Here is a 19,023-nt window from a genome sequence, read left to right on the forward strand (position 1 = left end):
GATCTCCTCCGCTGCGGCTGCGTACGAGGCCACGCCTCCGGCGGGCGTGCAGGCCGCCAACCCTGAGGAGGCGCGATTTCCCGGAAGCGCCCGGGTAGCTCTGGTACTCGGGCCGGTGCAGTGCCATGGTCCGCCGGAGGAGCATGCTTTCACCGCGAGGCCGAAAAGCCCTGGGAGCCGGGAAAGTTGGGGTTCCTCGGTATCGCTCAGCCGGTCCAGGTCCAGTCGGCGACTTCGGGCATGTCGGTGCCGTGTTCGCGGATGAAGGCGTGGTGGCGGGTGCGGGCGTCGGCCATGGCCTGCCGTACGCCCACTGCGCGTACGGCGAGTCCGGGCACCCGGTCGATGACGTCCATGACGAGGCGGTAGCGGTCGAGGTCGTTGCGTACGACCATGTCGAAGGGGGTCGTGGTGGTACCCATCTCCTTGTAGCCGCGTACGTGCAGGTGGCGGTGTCCGGTGCGGCGGTAGGCGAGCCGGTGCACAAGCCAGGGGTAGCCGTGGTAGGCGAAGATCACCGGCTTGTCATGGGTGAAGAGAGCGTCGTACTCCCCGTCGGTCATGCCGTGCGGGTGCTCCTCGTGGGGCATGAGGCGGGTCATGTCGACCACGTTCACCACCCGGACGACGAGGTGGGGCAGGTGTCGGCGCAGCAGGCCGGCGGCGGCCAGGACCTCTTGGGTGGGTACGTCCCCGGCGCAGGCGAGGACAACGTCGGGTTCGCGGCTGCCGTCGTCGGTGCCGGCCCATGCCCACATTCCGGCGCCCCGGGCGCAGTGGGCGCGGGCTTCGTCCAGGGAGAGCCAGTCGAAGCAGGGCTGTTTGCCTGCGACGACCACGTTGACGTAGTCACGGCTGCGCAGCACGTGGTCGGCCACGGACAGCAGGGTGTTGGTGTCCGGCGGCAGGTAGACGCGGACGACTTCGGGGCTTTTGTTGAGGACGTGGTCGACGAAGCCCGGGTCCTGATGGGAGAAGCCGTTGTGGTCCTGGCGCCACACGTGGGACGTCAGCAGGTAGTTCAGCGAGGGAACGGGGGCGCGCCACGGCAGGGCGCGGGAGGTCCTCAGCCACTTGATGTGCTGGTTGACCATGGAGTCGACGATGTGGACGAACGCCTCGTAGCAGGAGAACAGGCCGTGGCGGCCGGTCAGCAGGTATCCCTCCAGCCAGCCCTGGCAGGTGTGTTCGGAGAGGATCTCCATGACGCGGCCGTGCCGGTCGAGGTGTTCGTCGGTGTCCAGGACCGGCTCCTGCCATGCCTTGCCGCTGGCCTCGTACACCGCCTGCAGGCGGTTGGAGGCGGTTTCGTCGGGGCCGACGATCCGGAAGTCACGGCGGTCGGCGGTGGCGGCCATGACGCCCTCCAGCAGATCGCCGAGGATGCGGGTCGGCTCGTGCTGCGTACTGCCCGGCCGGTCCACGGAGACGGCGAAGCGTTCCAGGGGCGGCATGGGCAGGTCCCGTACCAGCAGGCCGCCGTTGGCGTGTCGGCTGGCGCCCAGCCTGCGCCCGCTCTCCGGTATACAGGCGAGCACCTGCGCCCGCGGCCTGCCCTCCTCGTCGAAGAGCTCCTCGGGGCGGTACGAGCGCAGCCAGGATTCCAGTTGTGCGCGGTGTTCCGCGTTGTCACGCACCCCTGGCAGCGGAACCTGGTGGGAGCGCCAGGTGCCTTCGACGGGCAGGCCGTCCACCTCTCGGGGGCCGGTCCAGCCCTTCGGCGTACGCAGGACGATCACCGGCCATCGCGGCCGGCCGTCCTGTCCGCCGGTGCGGGCCTCCTGTTGGATGTGCCGGATGCGGTCGAGGGCCGTGTCCATCGCTGCCGCCATGGCCCGGTGGACCCTGCGGGGGTCGTCGCCGGTGACGTGGAAGGGCTCGTGACCGTAGCCACGCAGCAGCTCGTCGAGTTCCGCTTCCGGGAGTCGCGAGAGCACGGTCGGATTCGCGATCTTGTAGCCGTTGAGGTGGAGGATGGGCAGCACCGCGCCGTCGTGGACGGGGTCGAGGAACTTGTTGGAGTGCCAGGAAGCAGCGAGCGGCCCCGTCTCCGCCTCGCCGTCACCGATGACGCACGCCACCAGGAGGTCAGGGTTGTCCAGCGCGGCGCCGTACGCGTGCGACAGCGAGTACCCCAGTTCACCACCCTCGTGGATCGAACCGGGAGTTTCGGGCGCCACGTGGCTCGGCACCCCACCGGGAAAGGAGAACTGCCGAAACAGGCGGCCCATGCCTTCCTCGTCCCGGCTCACGTCCGGGTAGGTCTCGCCGTAGCTCCCCTCCAGCCAGGAGTTGGCGAGCACGGCGGGACCGCCGTGCCCAGGCCCCCAGATGCACAGGGCATCGAGACCACGACCTCGGATCACCCGGTTGAGATGGGTGTACACGAGATTCAGGCCGGGAGACGTGCCCCAGTGCCCCAGCAGCCGCGGCTTGATGTCCTCCGCCTCCAGCGGCTTCCTCAGCAGCGGGTTGCCCATGAGGTAGATCTGCCCGGCCGACAGATAGTTCGCCGCCCTCCAGTGGGCGTCGAGCGAGCTGAGCTCGTCGTCGGTCAGCGGTACGCCCTCCGGACGCTGGTCACTGCGCATGCTTCCTCCCTCGTCGCGGTCCCCCGCGGCCTGTGGACCGGACCGCCGGCATCGGGGGCGTGTGATCCCTGCGTCTGTAACGGATTCACCCCGACACGGCACGGTGACACAGGCAGAAGGCCCCCAAGAAGGGCCGGATGGGCCATCCACAGATCCCGGCTTCCGCGCCCGGGCTCCGCGCCGTGATCACGGAACCGAACCAGCGGATACACAGGGTCACCGCCTGCGCCGTGCTCACACCCGACGCCATCCGGCCCAGCGGTTCAGCAAGGGTGGGACCGGTCGAGGGCCGGCGGGCCGTCCTGCCCCTGCCCTCACACCGGCCGAGGGACGTTCAGCCCCCCCGGACGCAGCCCTTCGGCCCCTGCCGGTTCCTCCCGGCGGGTGGAGGCTGGAGGTGTGGCCACGAAGCGCACCCCTCGCCCCAGGGAGGACGGTCATGAAAGGCAAGGTCACCGCCAGGGTCGCTGGCTCCCGGAGACCAATCGCCGCGGTGCACTGGGCTACCCCGCGAGGCGGAGCCCAGGAAGGCAGGATCACACGGCGCGCATGCCCGGGGCGGTCCGTCACGGGCGAGCGGCAGGGGCTCCTGCTCCGTGCCCGGTTCTTGACCGCCCGGCCCGAGGCTCCCCTGCACGGCGTGGTGGCGGCCGGAACGGGCACACGCACCCGGCCGCCTCGGACCGCCGCACCGGAGGGGACGCCCCCGCGGCGACCGGCGACGCCGACTCCGCGTCGACGGGGGATGTCGGCGACCGATTCACGTCGCGGTGCCCCAGCCTCGACGCCGCAGCCCATGCCCCTCGGAAGGTGACCATCATGCCCACCCGTAGACCGGACACGGACTCGGTGGAGTCCTGGGTGGCCGCTGCCACCGCGGCCCCGTCCATGCACAACGCCCAGCCCTGGCTGTTCCGCTACACGCGCGACAGCGGCGAGTTGCTGCTGACGATGGACCCGGAGCGGGCCATGCCGCAGACCGACCCCTCGACTCGTGGCCTGCACGTCGGCTGCGGCGCCGCGCTGTTCAACCTGCGCGTGGCCGCAGCCCACGCGGGTTGGGAGGCGCGAGTCCGGCCTCTGCCCGACCCAGCCGACCGGAAGCAACTGGCCGCCGTCACCTTCGCCCCTGCCGGCACCGAGGACGAAGCGACCGCTCTGTACCCGGCGATCCGCAGGCGTCGAACCAGCAGGGAGCCGTTCTCGGACGAAGCGGTACCCCAGGCCGTACTCGACGGGTTGAGCGGTGCCGCTCGAGCGGAAGGCGCGCGTCTGACCTTTCCCGGCGCCTGGCAGGTACAGGCGATGCTCGACCTGCTGCGGAACGCCGAATACGCGGAGGCGCTGTCGCCCGAGGCACGGGACGAGATCGCCCGGTGGACCGGAACCGGGACCGAGGAGGAGACGCACGAGGGAGTGCCGTCCTCCGCGTTCGGCCCTCGCCGCTACGGCGGCGCGGCGCCCGTGCGTGACTTCGCCGGTGACCGCCCCGTCGAAGGCCGCCGTTCCGCCGTCTTCGAGCACTCACCCTGCCTGGCGGTCCTCGGTACCCGGGAAGACGGCCCGCAGGACTGGCTGCGAGCCGGACAGGCCATGGAACGCGTGCTGCTGCAGGCGACGCTGGACGGCCTCTCCACCTCCCTCAACTCCCAAGCCCTCGAGTGGCCGGAACTGCGCTGGGCAATGCGCGATCCGCTCTCCCCGACCGGATACCCCCAGATGCTGCTCCGCCTGGGCTACGGCCCCGACGTGCCACCGACCCCGCGCAGACCGGTCTCCGACGTACTCGACGTCGTATAGGTCGCCGTCGGGCAACTGCTCCGCGGCGGCGACCAGGTCAAGGAAGCGGTCCTGGATTAGTAAGCGCCGCCGGGCCTGGAGGAGCACCCTGCCATCCGGGCCGGCCGGGGTGAAGAGGAGGGGCGGTGGCCGTCGAACTTCTGTTATGCGCTGCTGGACCGTCCGCCGCTTCGGCATCGCATCGCTCGGACCATGCCATGCGGAATCGACTCGTCTCTCTTCGAGAACCCTGGCACTCTGCCCCTCATGCAGCATGTAGACCCCATCGACCAGGCGCGACGTCTCGTCCGCAGCCGTTTCCCGGAAGCGCTCTCCGTCGTCCTCGCCGGCTCCACGGCTACCGGAAGAGCCACTGCCAGCAGCGACCTGGACATCGCGGTGCTCATCGAGGATGGCGGCGCGACCTGCCGCGAGACGATCCGGTTCGAGGAACGTGTCGTAGAACTCTTCGTCCACACCCGTACCGGTCTCCTGGAGCTCTTCGCCGCAGACGTCGCCGCACGGCGGGCGGTGCTTCAGAACATGTATGCCTCCGGTCTCGTTCTGGTCGACTCCAAGGGCGAGGCCGGGCGCGCTCGCGCGCTGGCCGAAGCGGACCTTCGTGAAGGTCCGCCTGCATTGGAACCAGAGACAATCGATACGAAACGTTACGGTCTGACGGATGCGCTGGACGACCTCGCTGACGCGAGCGACCCCGTCGAGCGTCTGGCCGTGGCCGGGTACGTGGTCAATGCCGCCGCCGATCTGCTCTGCGACCACCATCACGCGTGGATCGGCGGCGGGAAGTGGTTCCCCCGCCGCCTGTTGGAAGCCGACCCACACCGCGGAGCCGCCCTTCTCGAAGGACACCACCGCTTGTGCGGCTCAGGCGAGCCCACAGCACTGATCAGCGCAGCCTCGACGGTGCTCGACCTCGTCGGCGGCCCCCTCCGCGAGGGCTACCGCAGAAACTGGCACGGCACCATCGACTCGGTTGCCGCGACGCGCTAACGAGACCGCCAACACCGCAGCGGACAACTGGCAACCCCGTCCATAACTTCTGCTCCAAGGCCAGACCGCCCGCCAAGACGCCAGGACCGGGGACGGACTCGGCGGCCTGGGCGGCCTGGGCGGCCTGGGCGGCCTGGGCGGCCTGGGCGGCCTGGGCGAGCATCGGCTCGAAGGGCGGGGGCTGACCACTCGGGGGCGGCCTCCCTCACCGCTTGTTTCGGGCCTGGCACCCGACAACCTCCCCCGGCCAGGCATGCATCGCCTGCGGGTACGGCCAGAGGGCCCTGCCAAGTCAGGCTCCAGGGTGGGCCGGCTACTTCCAGCTAGCGTGATTCGTTCGAACTGCGCGTCTGGCGCAACGACCGCCTCCCCGCCGTCCCGGGGTGGCCCCCGGCCGGCTCACGCGCGGGCCCGAGTCGGGCGCGGGCCCGGTCGCCGGCCGGGGCCGGCGGGCGGGCCCGCGCCGTCGCTCTCGGCGGCTCGGGGCCGCTGGGGTCAGAGCATGTTCTTGTAGATGTTCCACCCGGTGCCGAACTTCACCCGGGGGGCGAAGGTAGCGGTGCCGCTCTTGCCCGTCGAGGTGTACGTGTACACGTCGCCTCCCGGGAGCCGGGCCATCAGGTCGCCCTTGCTGTCACCGTTGATGTCGCCCGGGACGAACAGCGTGTCGTACTGGCTGAAGCCGCTGCCGACCTGCTCCCGGGCGGCGAAGGGCGCGCTGGCCGTGCCGGTGCCCTTGTAGAGGAAGAGACCGCCGGCGGTGTCCCGGGCGAGCAGGTCGGGTCGCCCGTCCCCGGAGTAGTCGCCCGCGCCGACGAGGGTGTTGTAGGCGTTCCAGCCGGCGCCGACCTTGATGCGCGTGCCGAACTTCGTGTACGGCAGGCCGTCACCGGGGTGCAGCCACAGGACGCCGGCGGAGTCACGGCTGACGAGGTCGCCCTTCCCGTCGCCGGTGAGGTCGCCGGGGCCGGCCATCATGGTGTAGTTCCACGACGTGCTGACCTTCACGCCGCGGACGTAGAGGTCGGTGCCGATGTTCTGCACGTAGCTGGCGTGGTTGTGGCTGTTGAGGCCCGTGGCGTACGTGTTGCGGGAGCCGGGCGTCTCCCTGCCGGCCTCGTACGGCGGCGAGTAGTAGGTGCTGTTGGCCAGGGCGTGGTACTTGACCAGGACGTTGTCAGTCTGGGTCATCACGTTCTGGCCCTTGCCGAAGAGCGATGTGGTGCCCGCGCCGACGATGAACTTGTTGAGTTCGTAGCCGCTGCCGAAGTAGGCGGGTGCGGCGAACTTGCCGCCGCCGATCGACTTGAACCAGTACTCCACGCCGTCGTGGTTGCGGGCGAGCAGGTCGCTGCGGCCGTCGCCGTCGCCGTCGTCCGAGCCGGTGATCACGTTGTACGTGTTCCAGCCGGTGCCGACCTTGACGGCGGGCTTGAGCGGGGCCGTGGCGCTGCCGGCTCCCTTGTGGAACCACAGCTCGCCGGCCAGGGTACGGGTGAGGACGTCGCCGATGCCGTCACCGTCGACGTCATTGGCGCCCACGACCTGGTCGTAGATCCCCCAGCCGGAGCCGACCTTGACCCGGGAGTTGAAGGGCTTGCTGACCGTCCCGGTTCCGGTGTACAGCCACAGGTCACCGGCGGGGTCCCGGGCCAGCAGATCGGGGCGGCGGTCGCCGGTCAGATCGCCGGTGGCGATGAGGCGGTTGTAGATCTGCCAGCCGCGGCCCGACCACAGGGGCGCCGAGGTGCTCTTCACACCCGCCTCGTAGAGCGTGAGCACGCCGTCGAACGTGAGTGAGAGGAGTTCGGGCCGGGTGGTGCCGCCGACGTCGCCGACCGGCAGTAGGTCCTTGAACGAGGCCTCGGGATCCGGATCGGTCTTGATGATCGTGTAGTCGCTCCAGGCCTTGATCGATGACAGGTAGACCGCCGTGACCTGGTCGTACTCCATGACGATCATGTCGCTGACGCCGTCGCCGTCGACGTCGTGCCGCGGCTTGGCGGCGGCGGCCACTTGGGCCGGGACCCTGGCCGGCATGACGACGGTCGGGAGTCCTTGGCCGCCGGCCGTTCCGGTCACGGCCGACGGACCCGGCGCCGGCACGGCCGGGCTCGGCACGGCCAAGCTCGGTGCGGCGATACTCGGCGTGCCCAGGCTCGGCGCGGCGATGCTCGGCGCGGCGGCCAGAGCGCCGGCGGCCAGGACGAGAACGCTCCCGGCGGCCAGGGCGCGCAGCCGTCTGCGCTGCGGTGACGTGCGATGCGATGTAGTCAAGATCCCCCCTGAGGATCGAGCCGTGGGGCTCTGCCCCGGCACACGTCACATGTGTGTCCGGTATCACGCGTCCGTGCGTGAACGGCCCCCCGCTTCCGTCCGTGCACGCTGAGCCCCGTCACCGACGTTCACGCCGGCACGATCACTCCGGTTCCCGTTCCCGGCAGATCAGTTGGGCTTTCTGCACCGGGCGTGTGAGGACGACGTGCCGGCGCGTCTCCTGCTCAGGGGCCGGCGGTCAGGTGCACGTGGACGGTCTTGCCGCCCTCGGAGACCGGCCGGACCTCCACCGCGTCGGCCAGCCAGCGCGTTGCGGCGGGGGCGGGCGCCGTCCCGGCCAGTGGCCGTGGCGCCGTTGAGCGTGACGCGGTGCGCTGGCTGCCCTTGCGGGTCGTACTGCGTGACGGTCAGATCCGGGTGCTCCTCGTCGGGCTTCTGCTCCGCCAAGATCTTCTTGACCCAGCCGGTGAAGGCGGGACTCTGGTCCCTCCCGCGCACGACGGTGATGTCCGCAGGTTGCTCATGACCGGTCTGCTTCCTGGCCTGCCTTCCGACGCCTGCCGCCTGCCGCCTGCCGCCTGCCGCCTGCCGCCTTGACGATCTTGTCGGATGGCGGCTACCTTCCCTTCTTTTCGACTATTGCCCCAAATGGGGTGAAGATACGGGGAGTTCTATGTCCAAGGTCCTGAGAAGCCTTGTCGTCCTGATGTCCGCTCTGACGCTCGCCTTCGTTGCGGCGGGTCCCGCCTCGGCCGCGACCTGGGGCAGCCCCAATCTCTCGGGCAGCCGGGCGTGCAGCGCGAAGCAGTACCACCGTGGGACCCCTACGGTGGTGATGTACGCCTGCTACGTCCTGGTACCCAACTCGAGGACCAAGGTCGTGATGATTGTCGGCAACGGTGGAGGCAAGGCTGTCCCGATCGGCGGCGAGATCACCACCATGGACGGTTCGAGCGACACCTGCCCCAATAGCTATCTCAGCGCGAAGAAGAGCACCGGGTGTTATGCCCGGGCCACCGAAGTCAACTGCAACTACTTGCACGGCACGGTGACGCTGAGGATCAACGGTGTCTCGCACACGATGCGCACCCCCAAGTTCAATGCCGGGAACGGTTGCTGACGTTCAGCGCAGTGGCCGGAGGGCTGCAAGCCCGGCTTGAAGCACGGCGGCTTACCGTCACGCCGGCAAGTACGGCGAAGAAGACAAGGAGCGCTGGATTCGCATCCATGTCCGTCGGCGCATCGCGGGCACGGCCCTGACCGTTTCACGACAGCGCGGGCCGCCACCGGGTGCTGGCGGCCCGCGCTGGGGACGTCGGAGGCGGTCTCTCGAGCGGAGGACCGCAGGAGCTTTGACAAAGGGTTGCTGCCCGCCAGCTTGCCAGCTCGAAGGCCGGGTTCGCGTTCAGTGACGCATCGTCCTTCGAGAGCCGGGTGACCTCCGTGCCCCGTTCATCAGTGAAGAGGTGCCCCGTGTCTCCGTGGTATCGGCGTCGTCCGCGACGAGGGCTGAGCGACCGTCGGCCTCTACGAGTGAGTCCGAGGTCTTCGAGTGCATGAAAGCGAGGGTCTCGTTGATCCGTTTGTGACGACAGATCTCGAAACCCTCGCGACAGCGCTTTACGTGAAGAACTGCTGACGGTGGCCGTGATGCAGGCCGTCCTCGGGTTCGCCTCCGAAGCTGGGTGGATGCGGTTCGCCCGCTGCCGGCTGGCAGCAGCGTTCCTCTACGTGCCCGGCCAGTCCGGCTACGACAAGGGACGTGCTCACACTGGCAGGTGACGGGCGAAGAACGACCGTACGAGGTAGCGAACGGCGGGCACGGTGACGCGCGGGCCGGCCCGACCGACCATGGCGGCGCGTCCGGCATCGGTCATCAGGCCGGCCGTGTGGAGCTGTGGAACGAGGGCCGCGTAGTCGGTGAAGACCCAGTGCGCGGTGTCGTCGAGCTGCCGCCGGGTGACGGGGCCCGCGTGAGCGAGGAGGGCTGCCCAGGACCGGTCCAGCCTGCCGTCGGGGAAGCCGTCGGTGCCGGCCAGGAGCAGCGGCCGGTCCGTCCCCTGCCGCGCCACCGGCAACAGTTCGCCGTCCATCTGGTCGAGGTATCCCTCCAGGTTGACGGCGGCAGCGATCCGCCGGTCCTCGTGGAGCGCCTGCGCGGCCGCGGTGCCGCCCGCGGAGTGCCCGTAGACCCCGGCCCGGTCCAGCCCGAGGGTGTCGAGGACGAAGCGGAGGTCGGCGACCCGGGTGTCGATCATGGTGCGGAAGGTTGCTGCGTCGATGTCCGGGCGTAGCACGGTCGTCCGGATCCGGGGGCGTTCCGGTCGCCCGTCGGGGAACTCCACCTCGCTCGCGTCGCCGGGGTGGTCAACGGTGACGACGGTCCAGCCCTGTGAGGCGAGGTCGATCGCCAGGGAGCTGCCCATCGTGCGGGCGTCGCCGCCGCCGGGGCTGTAGAGCAGCACGGGGCGCCGGCCGGGAAGCGGCGGGGCGCCGGCTCGGGCATGGGTGAGGGTCGCCGCCCAGTCCACTCCGGCCGCCGGCAGGTGCGGACGTATCAGGTGGGCGAGGTCGGCGAACTCGCCGGCGGCGCCGGGCGTGAGCTGCGGAGCGCGCGCGAAGCCACGGCCGGGGACGGCTGGCCGCAGGACGGTGACCATGAGCTCCCGTACGCCGATTCCGGGCTCCCACGGGTCGTTGCGGGAGCGGTCCACGAGGTGAAGGACCCGGGCGCCGACGGAGTACGGGCCGGTGGGCGCCGGCAGCCGGAGGCGGGGCGCGCCGGAACGGCCTGAGGCCGAGGCGGCGCCAGGAGCGGCGGTCGCAAGGAACAGGGCGGCCGCACCGGCGAGGGCGCCCTGAACAAGGCACCGGCGACCGGGTGTGAAGGAGGAGTTCATTGACGACATCCTGAGAGCGGCGGGAAGTTTGCTATGCCGGCCAGCGCGGTGATCCGCGCGATGGCGTCCTCCCAACTGCCATCCGGCCGGGAGGGTCGCATCAGGTCCGGCCCTCGTCCCGGATCAGGCCAGGACGAGGGCTGTTCACCTGTCAAGTGGCGGTGCTCAGGCGCTAGCCTCCAGCGTTTGCCCCCAGTTCCAGGCTCCTCCATTCATGATGCCAAGGTCGCTCCAGGCGGAGTCCGTCCCGCTGGTACCCGTGCCTGTGTAGCCGAGGCATGTGGTGCGCTGGCCAGAACTCAGGTACGTGGTGGGGCAGTCAGCCGTCGTTCCGCTGAAGTCGGAGTACACGTATCCACGGATCTGGATTGCGTGCGGGGCGTCGTTCTTGACGACCAGTACGGGCTGCAGGGCACCGCCGGTGCCGCGGATGATGCATGTCTGGAAGCTCACCCTTGTGGTCAGCGGGTGGGCGGTCGTCGACGAGCACGTAACGTTGGGGTAGGCGACCCACGGCTGCCACTTCGAAGGTCCCTCGGCGGCCGAAGCCGGACTGGTGGTGAGGACGGCGAGTCCGAGGGTGGCGGTGGCGGCGGCCAAGGCGTGGGCCGTGCGATGCAAACGCATGATGGTTCCTCTCGTAGACGGATATGGGTGTGGCGACGCTCCCGGGGTGGGTCGGGCAGCCGCAGGAGGTGCGTGCCCGAAGCGCTGGGCATGCACGGCATCCTGGGGGCGGGCGCCGCACCGCGGCGAAGGTTGAGGCCAGGCCCGAAAAGCTGGCGCGGAGTGGGGGAATGTGCATGATTCGGATCCATTTCACGGCGGACGACTTTGCCAGGGTGCGGTTCGCGCCGCGGCCCTCGCCCGTGCCCGAGCTGCACGCCGCTCTGATGATGCTGGGCGCCCCGCACGAACAACTGCTCTTCGGGCGTTGGCGGAGCAGGCTGCTGCGCAGCTTGCCGGACGCGGCCGTACCGCTCGCGGACCTGGTACCCGGAGGGGTGCCCCCCGCCTTCCTCGACGTTGCCGGCGACACGCCGCAGGAGGGCTTCGCGCTGATCAGAAGCGCCCGCCCGGAACTCGTACAGGCCGGTCTCGAGCAGGTCTACGCGAGACGGCCGGCTCCGCCGTGGATCCGGGCCCTGCACAGCGGGGACACCGACGCCTGGCGGACCATGCTCCGAGCGCAGCGGGCGGCCTACACATCGGTCCTGGCCCCGGTGTGGCCCCAGCTGCAGGACCTGCACCGGGGAGAGTTCACCCGCCATGCCCTCGCCGTCGCCGAACACGGCATCGGTGCCACCCTGACCGAACTAGCGGCGGGGTCAAGGCTGCGCAACGGGATCTGGGAATGGCCTCTGCCGGGCGTCCCGGCTGTGCGCGAGATACGGCTCGACGGGCGCGGGATGATCCTGCGACCGACCTTTCACTGGCGGCGCGGCCCACTCATCCAAGACCTGCCAGACCGTCCGGTGGCCCTTGCCTACCCCGCAGGCCAGGGACTGCCGCCCGTCCCGGACGGGGGCAACCCACCGGCCGAGCCCCTCGCGGGAGTTCTCGGACGCACCCGGCTCGCCCTGCTGAGGTGCCTTGACGAGGTCCGTACCACCACGGAACTGGCGGTGCGTATCGGCGTCAGCAACGCCACGGCCTCAGCCCACGCCTCGGCCCTACGCGCCGCTGGTCTCCTCACCACGACCCGCACGGGCCGTTCGGTGCACCACGCGCGAACGCCCTTGGCGGAGCTGCTGCTGACGGGCGGCACCGCCGACGGCTGACCCGGGCAGGGTGACGCGCTTGCCGCACGCCTCCTCTCGGTATGACCCCGACCCACTCGCAGGCCACGCCGTCACCGTCGCGGTCGAGGTGTGACCGTATCCGGGATCTCCGCGGTGCACAGGGGCGGCGCCGGCTCGTCGGCCAGGAAGCCGGCGGAGCCGATGCCCTTCGCGCCCGGAGTGAGTCACTTCTTCTGGCCGTCGGCGGTGGCAGCGGGTGGTGAAGACGCGAGGTCCTACCCACGTCCTGGTGCTCCGACAGCACCCCGATCAAGTACCCCGGGGCGGATTCCTTCGCTTACGACTCCACGACGTCGGGTTGCTGTGAGGCTCGCGTCGTCCGGCCTCGCGGGATGCAGCGGGACGGTGGGGGCACAGCCGCCGGTGAATCCTTTATGCGGTACGACTGTTACGCCCGGGCGAGTGGACGGGCCGGCGTCAGGGTCGCCGAGTGCGGAGCATGCGCCTATAACAGGGCCGTCATGTTGATCAACTGATGGGTCCTCACCATGTTGCAAACAGCCTTGCGGGTCCTCGCCGCGGTCTCCCTCGTCTCGGCCGCCGCCATCACCCCGGCGACCGCCGCTCCTGCCGCACCAGCCGATGACTTGACCGCACCCTGCGGTCCGACCGTCGAGTACCGCCCCTGGGACTGGTACCGCACGACGACCAACAAGGCGATCGACCAGGACATCGCGGCCGGCGCGGCCGACGAGCGCTGGCAGTGGCGCAGCGACGTGAACACCCTGTGGCGCGGGGACACCCGGGAAACCGTCGACGAGATCTTCCGCACCGGCTTCACGCCCCGGGGTGACCAGGTGACCCCGCTGGCCGAGTACATCGTCAAGGGCGGTGGGCAGAACAGCGCGCACCTGAGCACCAGCTGCGAGAAGTGGGTGGCCCAGAAGTTCGCCACCTACGGCACGGAAAAGACCGGCTGGGTCTACGAGATCTACGCACCCGGTGGCATCGACGTGAACGCCACGGCGCGCCTGAACAACTACAACTCACCGTACCTCTGGAACAAGGAAATCGACTTCCCCGGAGGCGTGAAGGGCCAGTACATCAAGGGGGCCTGCAAGTACCACCTGACCGGTACCGACCCGGACACCAAGGTCAGCACCTGGGAGGAGCTCGGCTGTAAGAACAACGCTGGATTCGCCCCGTACAAGGTGGACGTGGCCGCGCTCGCCGCCGCACGCTGATCCCACGCCGAGGCCGGTCCGCGGGAGTCCAGCAGTCCGCGGCCCCGCCGGAGCGGTTGGTCCGAGAGCAGGCCGAGCACCAACCGCCTTGCCCGCCGGCGGGGTTCGACCCGCGTGAACCCCGCACGACCCGTTCCATCAAGGCCTCGCACGCCTCCTGCCAACGGGCATGGGCTGCACCGTGACCTGCGGCCGGCCCGTGATCGTTTGTCTTCATTCCATGCTGGAGGAGTTCGCAGAAGGGGTCCAGGGCGCGGTCGGTGCGGTGGCGGTCGCCGGTGGCCGTGAGATCGAACAGGAGGCCCCGGACGACGGCCATGCCCAGGGTGGGGGTAACGGTGCCGTCAGGGCCGGTGGCGATCTCGCGGACCGTGGCGCCGAGAGTGTGGAACCAGCCCGTGATCGCCTCGGCCCGGTCCCGGTACTTCTCCGGGTGGGCCAGGCCGTCGGCGTGCACCTCGAAGATCAGCCGGCCATACGGAGCACGCTCGGGTGCGCCCATCCAGGCCCGGAGCCCCAGGAGCAGGCCAAGGCGGGACTGCCGACCCGGAAGCCGGAACCGGCGGGGCCGACGAAGGGGGGCACCGACCAACGCCATCCGTGGGATCGCTTCTCTTCCCCCGCACCCAGCCGGCAGCACGGGCGCGGGGCTCGGCACCCCCAGCGTGGCGCACGACGAAGTCGCGGGCCGATGCCCGCGGGGGCTTCGGGGTCAGAGGGTTGCTTCGTACTCGCCCTGGATGCGCATGTGCGCGCCGGCTGCCCAGATGTACGGGATCCTGCCGGGGGGAACCCAGCCGCCGTCCTTCGGACGACTCGCGAACACCGCCGCCACGCTTCCGCCGCTCGCGATGACGGGGCTCAGCGCCTTCCAGGTGCCGCGGGTGCCGTCGCGATAGCGGCCGGTGCCCTGCCAGCCCCCTTCGGTGCCGGCGACACCCGCCGCCGGGACGGGCAGCGACGCCGTTATCTCCGCCGGTCCCAGCGTGCTGCCGACGCCCCAGGCCAGTTCGGCAACGTAGAGGACCGTCGTGCCGATCCGGGTGTACCGGCCGCCCGGAACGCAGGAGCCGAGCGCGGTCAGACCCGACCAGGTCGGGGTGTACGGAATCCAGGCCGGCTGGTATCCGCCGGTCGGATGGACGGCTGCGACCATCGCGAGGGCGCGCTCGATCGTCGGCCGGTCGGCGGGATCCTTGGCGAGCAGTGCGGTGATCAGCGAGGTCAGGGGGGTGTCGGCGCGCTGCGGTGGCGGCGGATGGTGCAGTGCCACCGCCGCCAGCGTGGCGGTGGGCGTCTCGCGCCGGAAGGGTGACCAGCCCTCCAGCGCCTCGTACAGGGTGACGCCGAGCGAGAAGAGGTCTCCGGCGCCCTGGTCCTCCATGCCGTTGAGCCTCTCGGGGGCCATGTACTCGGCCGAACCGACGACCCCGCCCGTCAGCGTGAGCGCGGTGTCGGCCTTGTGCACGGCGATGCCGAAGTCGGCGAGCAGCACATCACCGTCCGAGGCGATCATCACGTTGGCGGGCTTGAGGTCGCGGTGCACGATCCCCGCAACGTGGGCGGCCTGAAGCGCCTTGAGCAATGCGGTGGCCACCTGCGCCACACGGGCGGCGGGCAGGGGCCCCTCGGCGCGCAGGTGGGCCTCCAGGGAGCGTCCCTCCACCAGCCGCATCACGATCCACGGAATCCCCTCCTCGACCACCACGTCATGGACCGCGACGATATGGGGCTTGTCCCGAAGCTTCGCCGCGTTGCGCGCCTCCCGCGCGGCGCGGGCCAGCCGCGACGCCTGCTCACGCTCCGAGCCGACCTGCTCCGGCAGCCAGACCTCCTTGACCGCCACCTCCACGTCCAGCGCCTCGTCACGGGCGCTCCACACCCGCCCGAACCCCCCGGATCCCAGGAGCCCGACGAGCCGGTAGCGTCCCCCGACGGCCCTGCCCGGCTCCACCCGCGCTGCCAACGACCCCCGCCCTTCGCCTCATTGACCGCCCGACCGGTGTCCGAGCCGCCCGGACACGACACTACGGACACCTCCGCCAAGGGGCAATGTCCCCACGAGCGCGCACGAACTACCGAGTCGTCGGGGCCCGGCACGCGTCGTCCGCCGACGGCAAACGTGCCTTGACGTATCAGGGCCCACAGCCAGGTGTCCCCCCTCGCACCTCTGGCCCTGTTGGACCCCAGCGGCACCGCCACCCCGGTGATGACGCAGTGTCACCGCGCCGGTTCCGCGCTTACACCGACCCGCTGTGGGACGTTGGGCGGCGGCCCGAGCCGGAACGAAGGGACGAACACCGTCATGCCGGATGTCAGTGTGTTCAGTCGATGACGGCGATGGCTTCGATTTCGACCAGGTGCTCGGGTACGTCCAAGGCCGCGACGCCCAGCAGCGAGGCCGGCGGTACCGGTGCGGCGCCCAGCTTGGCGGCCGCCCGGTCGATCCCCTCCATCAGCAGGGGCATCTTGTCGGGGGTCCAGTCCACGGCGTAGAGGGTCAGCTTCGCCACGTCGTCGAAGGAGGCACCGACCTCGGCCAGGGCAGTACCGATGTTGACGTAGCACTGCTCGACCTGAGCGGCGAGGTCGCCTTCACCGACCGTGACTCCGTCGGCGCCCCAGGCGACCTGGCCGGCGATGAAGACCAGCTTCGACCCCGTCGCGACCGACACCTGCCGGTAGGCGTCGATCTCCGGCAGTCCCTTGGGGTTCACCAGGGTGATGGCCATGCTGTCCGCCTCCATTGGCATGGGCGCACGTGAGCTCGATTCCCTCGAGCCACGAGGCACCCGCTCTCTTGTGGTTACTCAGGAACCGTAGGAGAGTGGCTTCTGACATGGAAGAACGCACTTTTCAGTGACTGGGGAACCTGATGGTGACCAAGCAGTTCACGGGCTCGCCGGACGAGGCGGACCTCAGGCGCGCGGACTCGCTGGGGCGGGAGATCTTCTCGGACGTCGCCAACAAATGGGCGCTCCTGATCATCGAGGCCCTCGGGGAGCGCACCCTGCGCTTCAGCACGTTGCGTGACGAGGTCGAGGGCATCAGCCACAAGATGCTGACCCAGAACCTGCGGATGCTGGAGCGCTACGGGCTGCTCGAGCGGACCGTGTACCCCGTCGTGCCGCCGCGGGTCGAGTACACCCTCACCGAACCGGGCCAGGCCCTGCGGGCGACGATCGACGGACTGTGCGACTGGACCCACCGGTACTTCGGTCACATCGAGGCCTCACGCCGCCGTTTCGATGCCTGAGGGAAACAAAGCGCTCTCACGCGAAAGCCGTCGGGCGGCACTCGGGGCGGCTCGATGGGCCGGCATGGGTGCCAACGTGGGGATCAAGCGGGTGCGGGCGTTACTGAAGCCTCTCAGCGGGAGGCGCAGCGGATCCAGGCGTCCGTGAGGTTTTGCAGTGTCGGTCGGGTGGCACCGCAGTCCTCCAGGTGTGCCGCCGTGGCCAGAGCCTCGTAGGTGCGGCCGGATGCGGCGCCGTCAGCGCCCGGCCCGGGATCTGCCGCAGCGGCGCGGGCCCTGCACCGCGGACGTCGGCCGCCGCATACCTGGCCGGCTGACAGGCACCGCCAGGGAGGTGTTCGGACCTGAATGAGGGGCAGGTGGGTCACATGACTGATGAACGAGAACCCCACGTGCCCGGAACACCCGAACCGGAGCTGCCCCCCAAGGTTCCCGAGAACGAAGACGCCCTCACTCCTGACCTCCCCCCGCTGGACCCTCCGGCGCCCGACTTGCGGGCAGTCAAGGACTCGGAGGGTGAGCAGAACGAACCACAGACCAAGAATGATCACCCCGCCAAGGATCCCGCGCCTCAGGAGCCCACGGACTGAGGTCGCCGGTTGAGGGGCGAGGCCCCAGGGCTTCGCAGCCCCAGCGCTCCTGCGGCCACGATGAGAGCCGGGATCGGCGGCCCCGACGCTCAGGGACCCAGATCTGCCACGATCGCGCCGACGGAAACCCCGGGACTGCGGGGAGCCATCGGTCGCGGGCGGGGTGCGCACGGAAGGAAGCCGATCACCAGCCTCACCACGACCAGGCAGCCGCCCGGCCGCGAAGATGGCCCAACCGTTGTCGGCGGGCGTCGCATCGAAAGCCGTCAGGCGCGTGACCAACTCCGCCTGATGGGCCGCGGAGATGGTGGCCAGATCGAGGTGCACACGGTTCTTCGCCTCCGTCTTGGACTCCGGGACCGGAACGACGTCGACGCCGAGGGCGACCGGGGCGGCCAACCGAAGTCGCCGCCGGGTCCCACGTACGTGGTCACGCCTGAGGTCCCGGTGGAAGCAAATGTCCGACGCGCTGGCGGCCGTGGTGGTCTGCCGGGTATGGGGCACGACCTGGCCGGACTGGTCGCCGCGCTCGCGCAGATGCCGAAACGCGCACCGCTCAACGAGACCGCCGTCACCCCGGAGAACCCGTCGGCTGGCACGCTGAGGGAAAGCCGGTCGAACAGCGCCCGGCGGTGCCGTAGGGTGGGGTTCACCGACGCGGGGTGGAGCAGCTCGGTAGCTCGCTGGGCTCATAACCCAGAGGTCGCAGGTTCAAATCCTGTCCCCGCTACTACACCGGAAGGGCTCGGATCCTGAAATGGATCCGGGCCCTTCTGCCGTGCCGGAACGCTTCCGGGTGGGAGGCCCGTTCAAGCACCCGGTCCGCCACTGGCAGACACCACGGACGGCCACCACCACGCCTGTTCCCGCCCCGCTCCCACGCCACCCTCAGCAGCTTGGCGAACGCCCCATCGACAGACCCGTGAGCCTCTCCACCCACACCGGCTCAGCCCGCACCACCCCACCCCTACAGGCAAATGCCCCGAACCGGGCCTTCTGCGACGCCGTTCAGCCGAGCAGGGCGGCCGCGGACTCCTCGGCGAGGTCCTCGGCGTGCGGGGGCAGTGCGTGACCCGACCGCAGGGGGCGGCGGACCACGCCGAGCGGCAGGTCGATCAGGGCCAGGGCGATCCGGTCCCGCCCCTCGGGTCCGGTCAGGCCGAAGGCCGCGCCGAGCCTGCCGAGTCGGGCGAACACCCGCTCGTTGCCTCGATCCGCGCGTTCCCGGTGCTCCTCGGACCAGCCAGCCCGGCCGAACTCCTCGGCGCCGTACAGGAGCAGCGCCGCCTCCCGCGGGTGGTCCCGGCTCCAGGCCACGACGTGTCGGGCGCCGGCGCGGGCGGCCCTGCGGGGGTCGGGGTCGCCGTCGAGGGCGGCGAGGTAGCCCTCCTGGAAGTACTCGACGGTACGCAGCCACACCTCGGCGAGGAGCGCAGGGCGCCCCGGGAAGCGGTGGTAGACGGATCCGCTGGGCGCTCCGACGGCCTGGGCGACGGCGGACATGGTGACTGCGGCCGGGCCGCCAGCGGCCGCGAGGAGGACGGCGGCGTCGAGGAGCTCGTCGGCGTCGAAGCGGGGTGGTCTCGGCATGAATCAGAGAGTACTCTCCAATTCAATTAGAGGTTGCTCTCCA

14 protein-coding genes, 1 tRNA gene and 3 pseudogenes are annotated in these 19,023 nt (G+C 70.3%); 8 read left to right on the forward strand and 10 right to left on the reverse strand.

The window, feature by feature from the left end:
* Positions 1–206: 206 nt before the first annotated feature.
* On the reverse strand, positions 207–2,591 hold the full coding sequence (locus tag IF09_RS0126800) for a phosphoketolase (RefSeq protein WP_030299812.1): 2,385 nt from the start codon (positions 2,589–2,591) through the stop codon (positions 207–209).
* An 819-nt stretch (positions 2,592–3,410) separates the two neighbouring features.
* On the opposite strand from IF09_RS0126800, the gene IF09_RS0126805 reads away from it, so the two are divergent.
* Together IF09_RS0126805 and IF09_RS0126810 are read left to right on the forward strand one after the other, a co-directional pair.
* Positions 3,411–4,391, forward strand: a complete 981-nt coding sequence (locus IF09_RS0126805; RefSeq protein ID WP_030299813.1) for an Acg family FMN-binding oxidoreductase — start codon at positions 3,411–3,413, stop codon at positions 4,389–4,391.
* A gap of 246 nt (positions 4,392–4,637) precedes the next feature.
* Positions 4,638–5,381 (forward strand): nucleotidyltransferase domain-containing protein, encoded by a 744-nt coding sequence (locus IF09_RS0126810; protein WP_051832961.1) that lies wholly within the window; start codon positions 4,638–4,640, stop codon positions 5,379–5,381.
* Between the two features lie 495 nt (positions 5,382–5,876).
* On the opposite strand, the gene IF09_RS0126815 is transcribed toward IF09_RS0126810, so the two are convergent.
* Entirely contained in the window at positions 5,877–7,658 is a 1,782-nt protein-coding gene (locus IF09_RS0126815; RefSeq protein WP_030299815.1) for an FG-GAP repeat domain-containing protein, read from the reverse strand.
* A 673-nt stretch (positions 7,659–8,331) separates the two neighbouring features.
* Between IF09_RS0126815 and IF09_RS0126820 the strand changes: the two genes are divergently transcribed.
* Both IF09_RS0126820 and IF09_RS48580 read left to right on the forward strand, forming a co-directional pair.
* Positions 8,332–8,778, forward strand: a complete 447-nt coding sequence (locus tag IF09_RS0126820) for a hypothetical protein (RefSeq protein WP_030299816.1) — start codon at positions 8,332–8,334, stop codon at positions 8,776–8,778.
* Between the two features lie 465 nt (positions 8,779–9,243).
* Positions 9,244–9,416: pseudogene (locus tag IF09_RS48580) on the forward strand (IS982 family transposase); the annotation flags it as partial.
* Between the two features lie 8 nt (positions 9,417–9,424).
* Here the strand turns inward: IF09_RS48580 and IF09_RS0126825 are convergent.
* Together IF09_RS0126825 and IF09_RS0126830 are read right to left on the reverse strand one after the other, a co-directional pair.
* Complete coding sequence (locus IF09_RS0126825; protein WP_030299817.1) at positions 9,425–10,558, reverse strand: alpha/beta fold hydrolase; 1,134 nt, start codon at positions 10,556–10,558, stop codon at positions 9,425–9,427.
* A 165-nt stretch (positions 10,559–10,723) separates the two neighbouring features.
* Positions 10,724–11,185 (reverse strand): hypothetical protein, encoded by a 462-nt coding sequence (locus IF09_RS0126830; RefSeq protein ID WP_030299818.1) that lies wholly within the window; start codon positions 11,183–11,185, stop codon positions 10,724–10,726.
* A gap of 176 nt (positions 11,186–11,361) precedes the next feature.
* Between IF09_RS0126830 and IF09_RS0126835 the strand changes: the two genes are divergently transcribed.
* Positions 11,362–12,339, forward strand: coding sequence for an ArsR/SmtB family transcription factor (locus tag IF09_RS0126835; protein WP_037636115.1), 978 nt, complete (start codon positions 11,362–11,364; stop codon positions 12,337–12,339).
* On the opposite strand, the gene IF09_RS48305 is transcribed toward IF09_RS0126835, so the two are convergent.
* Positions 12,251–12,604 (reverse strand): excalibur calcium-binding domain-containing protein, encoded by a 354-nt coding sequence (locus IF09_RS48305; RefSeq protein ID WP_324606867.1) that lies wholly within the window; start codon positions 12,602–12,604, stop codon positions 12,251–12,253. The genes IF09_RS0126835 and IF09_RS48305 overlap by 89 nt on opposite strands.
* Before the next feature lie 244 nt (positions 12,605–12,848).
* Between IF09_RS48305 and IF09_RS0126840 the strand changes: the two genes are divergently transcribed.
* Positions 12,849–13,544, forward strand: a complete 696-nt coding sequence (locus tag IF09_RS0126840; RefSeq protein ID WP_030299820.1) for a scabin-related ADP-ribosyltransferase — start codon at positions 12,849–12,851, stop codon at positions 13,542–13,544.
* Between the two features lie 712 nt (positions 13,545–14,256).
* Here the strand turns inward: IF09_RS0126840 and IF09_RS0126845 are convergent.
* Positions 14,257–15,510: a serine/threonine-protein kinase gene (locus IF09_RS0126845; RefSeq protein WP_078613481.1), complete on the reverse strand. Its 1,254-nt coding sequence runs from the start codon at positions 15,508–15,510 to the stop codon at positions 14,257–14,259.
* 358 nt (positions 15,511–15,868) lie between these two features.
* The gene (locus tag IF09_RS0126850; protein ID WP_030299822.1) at positions 15,869–16,276 is read right to left on the reverse strand and encodes a RidA family protein; all 408 of its coding nucleotides are present in this window, start codon (positions 16,274–16,276) and stop codon (positions 15,869–15,871) included.
* A 143-nt stretch (positions 16,277–16,419) separates the two neighbouring features.
* Between IF09_RS0126850 and IF09_RS0126855 the strand changes: the two genes are divergently transcribed.
* Positions 16,420–16,800 (forward strand): winged helix-turn-helix transcriptional regulator, encoded by a 381-nt coding sequence (locus IF09_RS0126855; protein ID WP_030299823.1) that lies wholly within the window; start codon positions 16,420–16,422, stop codon positions 16,798–16,800.
* Positions 16,801–17,609: 809 nt separating this feature from the next.
* Here IF09_RS0126855 and IF09_RS47330 read toward each other — a convergent pair.
* Positions 17,610–17,827, reverse strand: a pseudogene (locus IF09_RS47330) (VOC family protein); the annotation flags it as partial.
* A 219-nt stretch (positions 17,828–18,046) separates the two neighbouring features.
* Here IF09_RS47330 and IF09_RS0126860 point away from each other — a divergent pair.
* Positions 18,047–18,120 (forward strand) — tRNA-Met (locus IF09_RS0126860).
* An 81-nt stretch (positions 18,121–18,201) separates the two neighbouring features.
* Here the strand turns inward: IF09_RS0126860 and IF09_RS48585 are convergent.
* Both IF09_RS48585 and IF09_RS0126865 read right to left on the reverse strand, forming a co-directional pair.
* Positions 18,202–18,350, reverse strand: a pseudogene (locus tag IF09_RS48585) (IS5/IS1182 family transposase); the annotation flags it as partial.
* 48 nt (positions 18,351–18,398) lie between these two features.
* Entirely contained in the window at positions 18,399–18,980 is a 582-nt protein-coding gene (locus IF09_RS0126865) for a TetR/AcrR family transcriptional regulator (RefSeq protein ID WP_030299824.1), read from the reverse strand.
* Positions 18,981–19,023: the final 43 nt, after the last annotated feature.

The organism is Streptomyces katrae, from assembly GCF_000717655.1.
Lineage (GTDB): Bacteria > Actinomycetota > Actinomycetes > Streptomycetales > Streptomycetaceae > Streptomyces > Streptomyces katrae_B.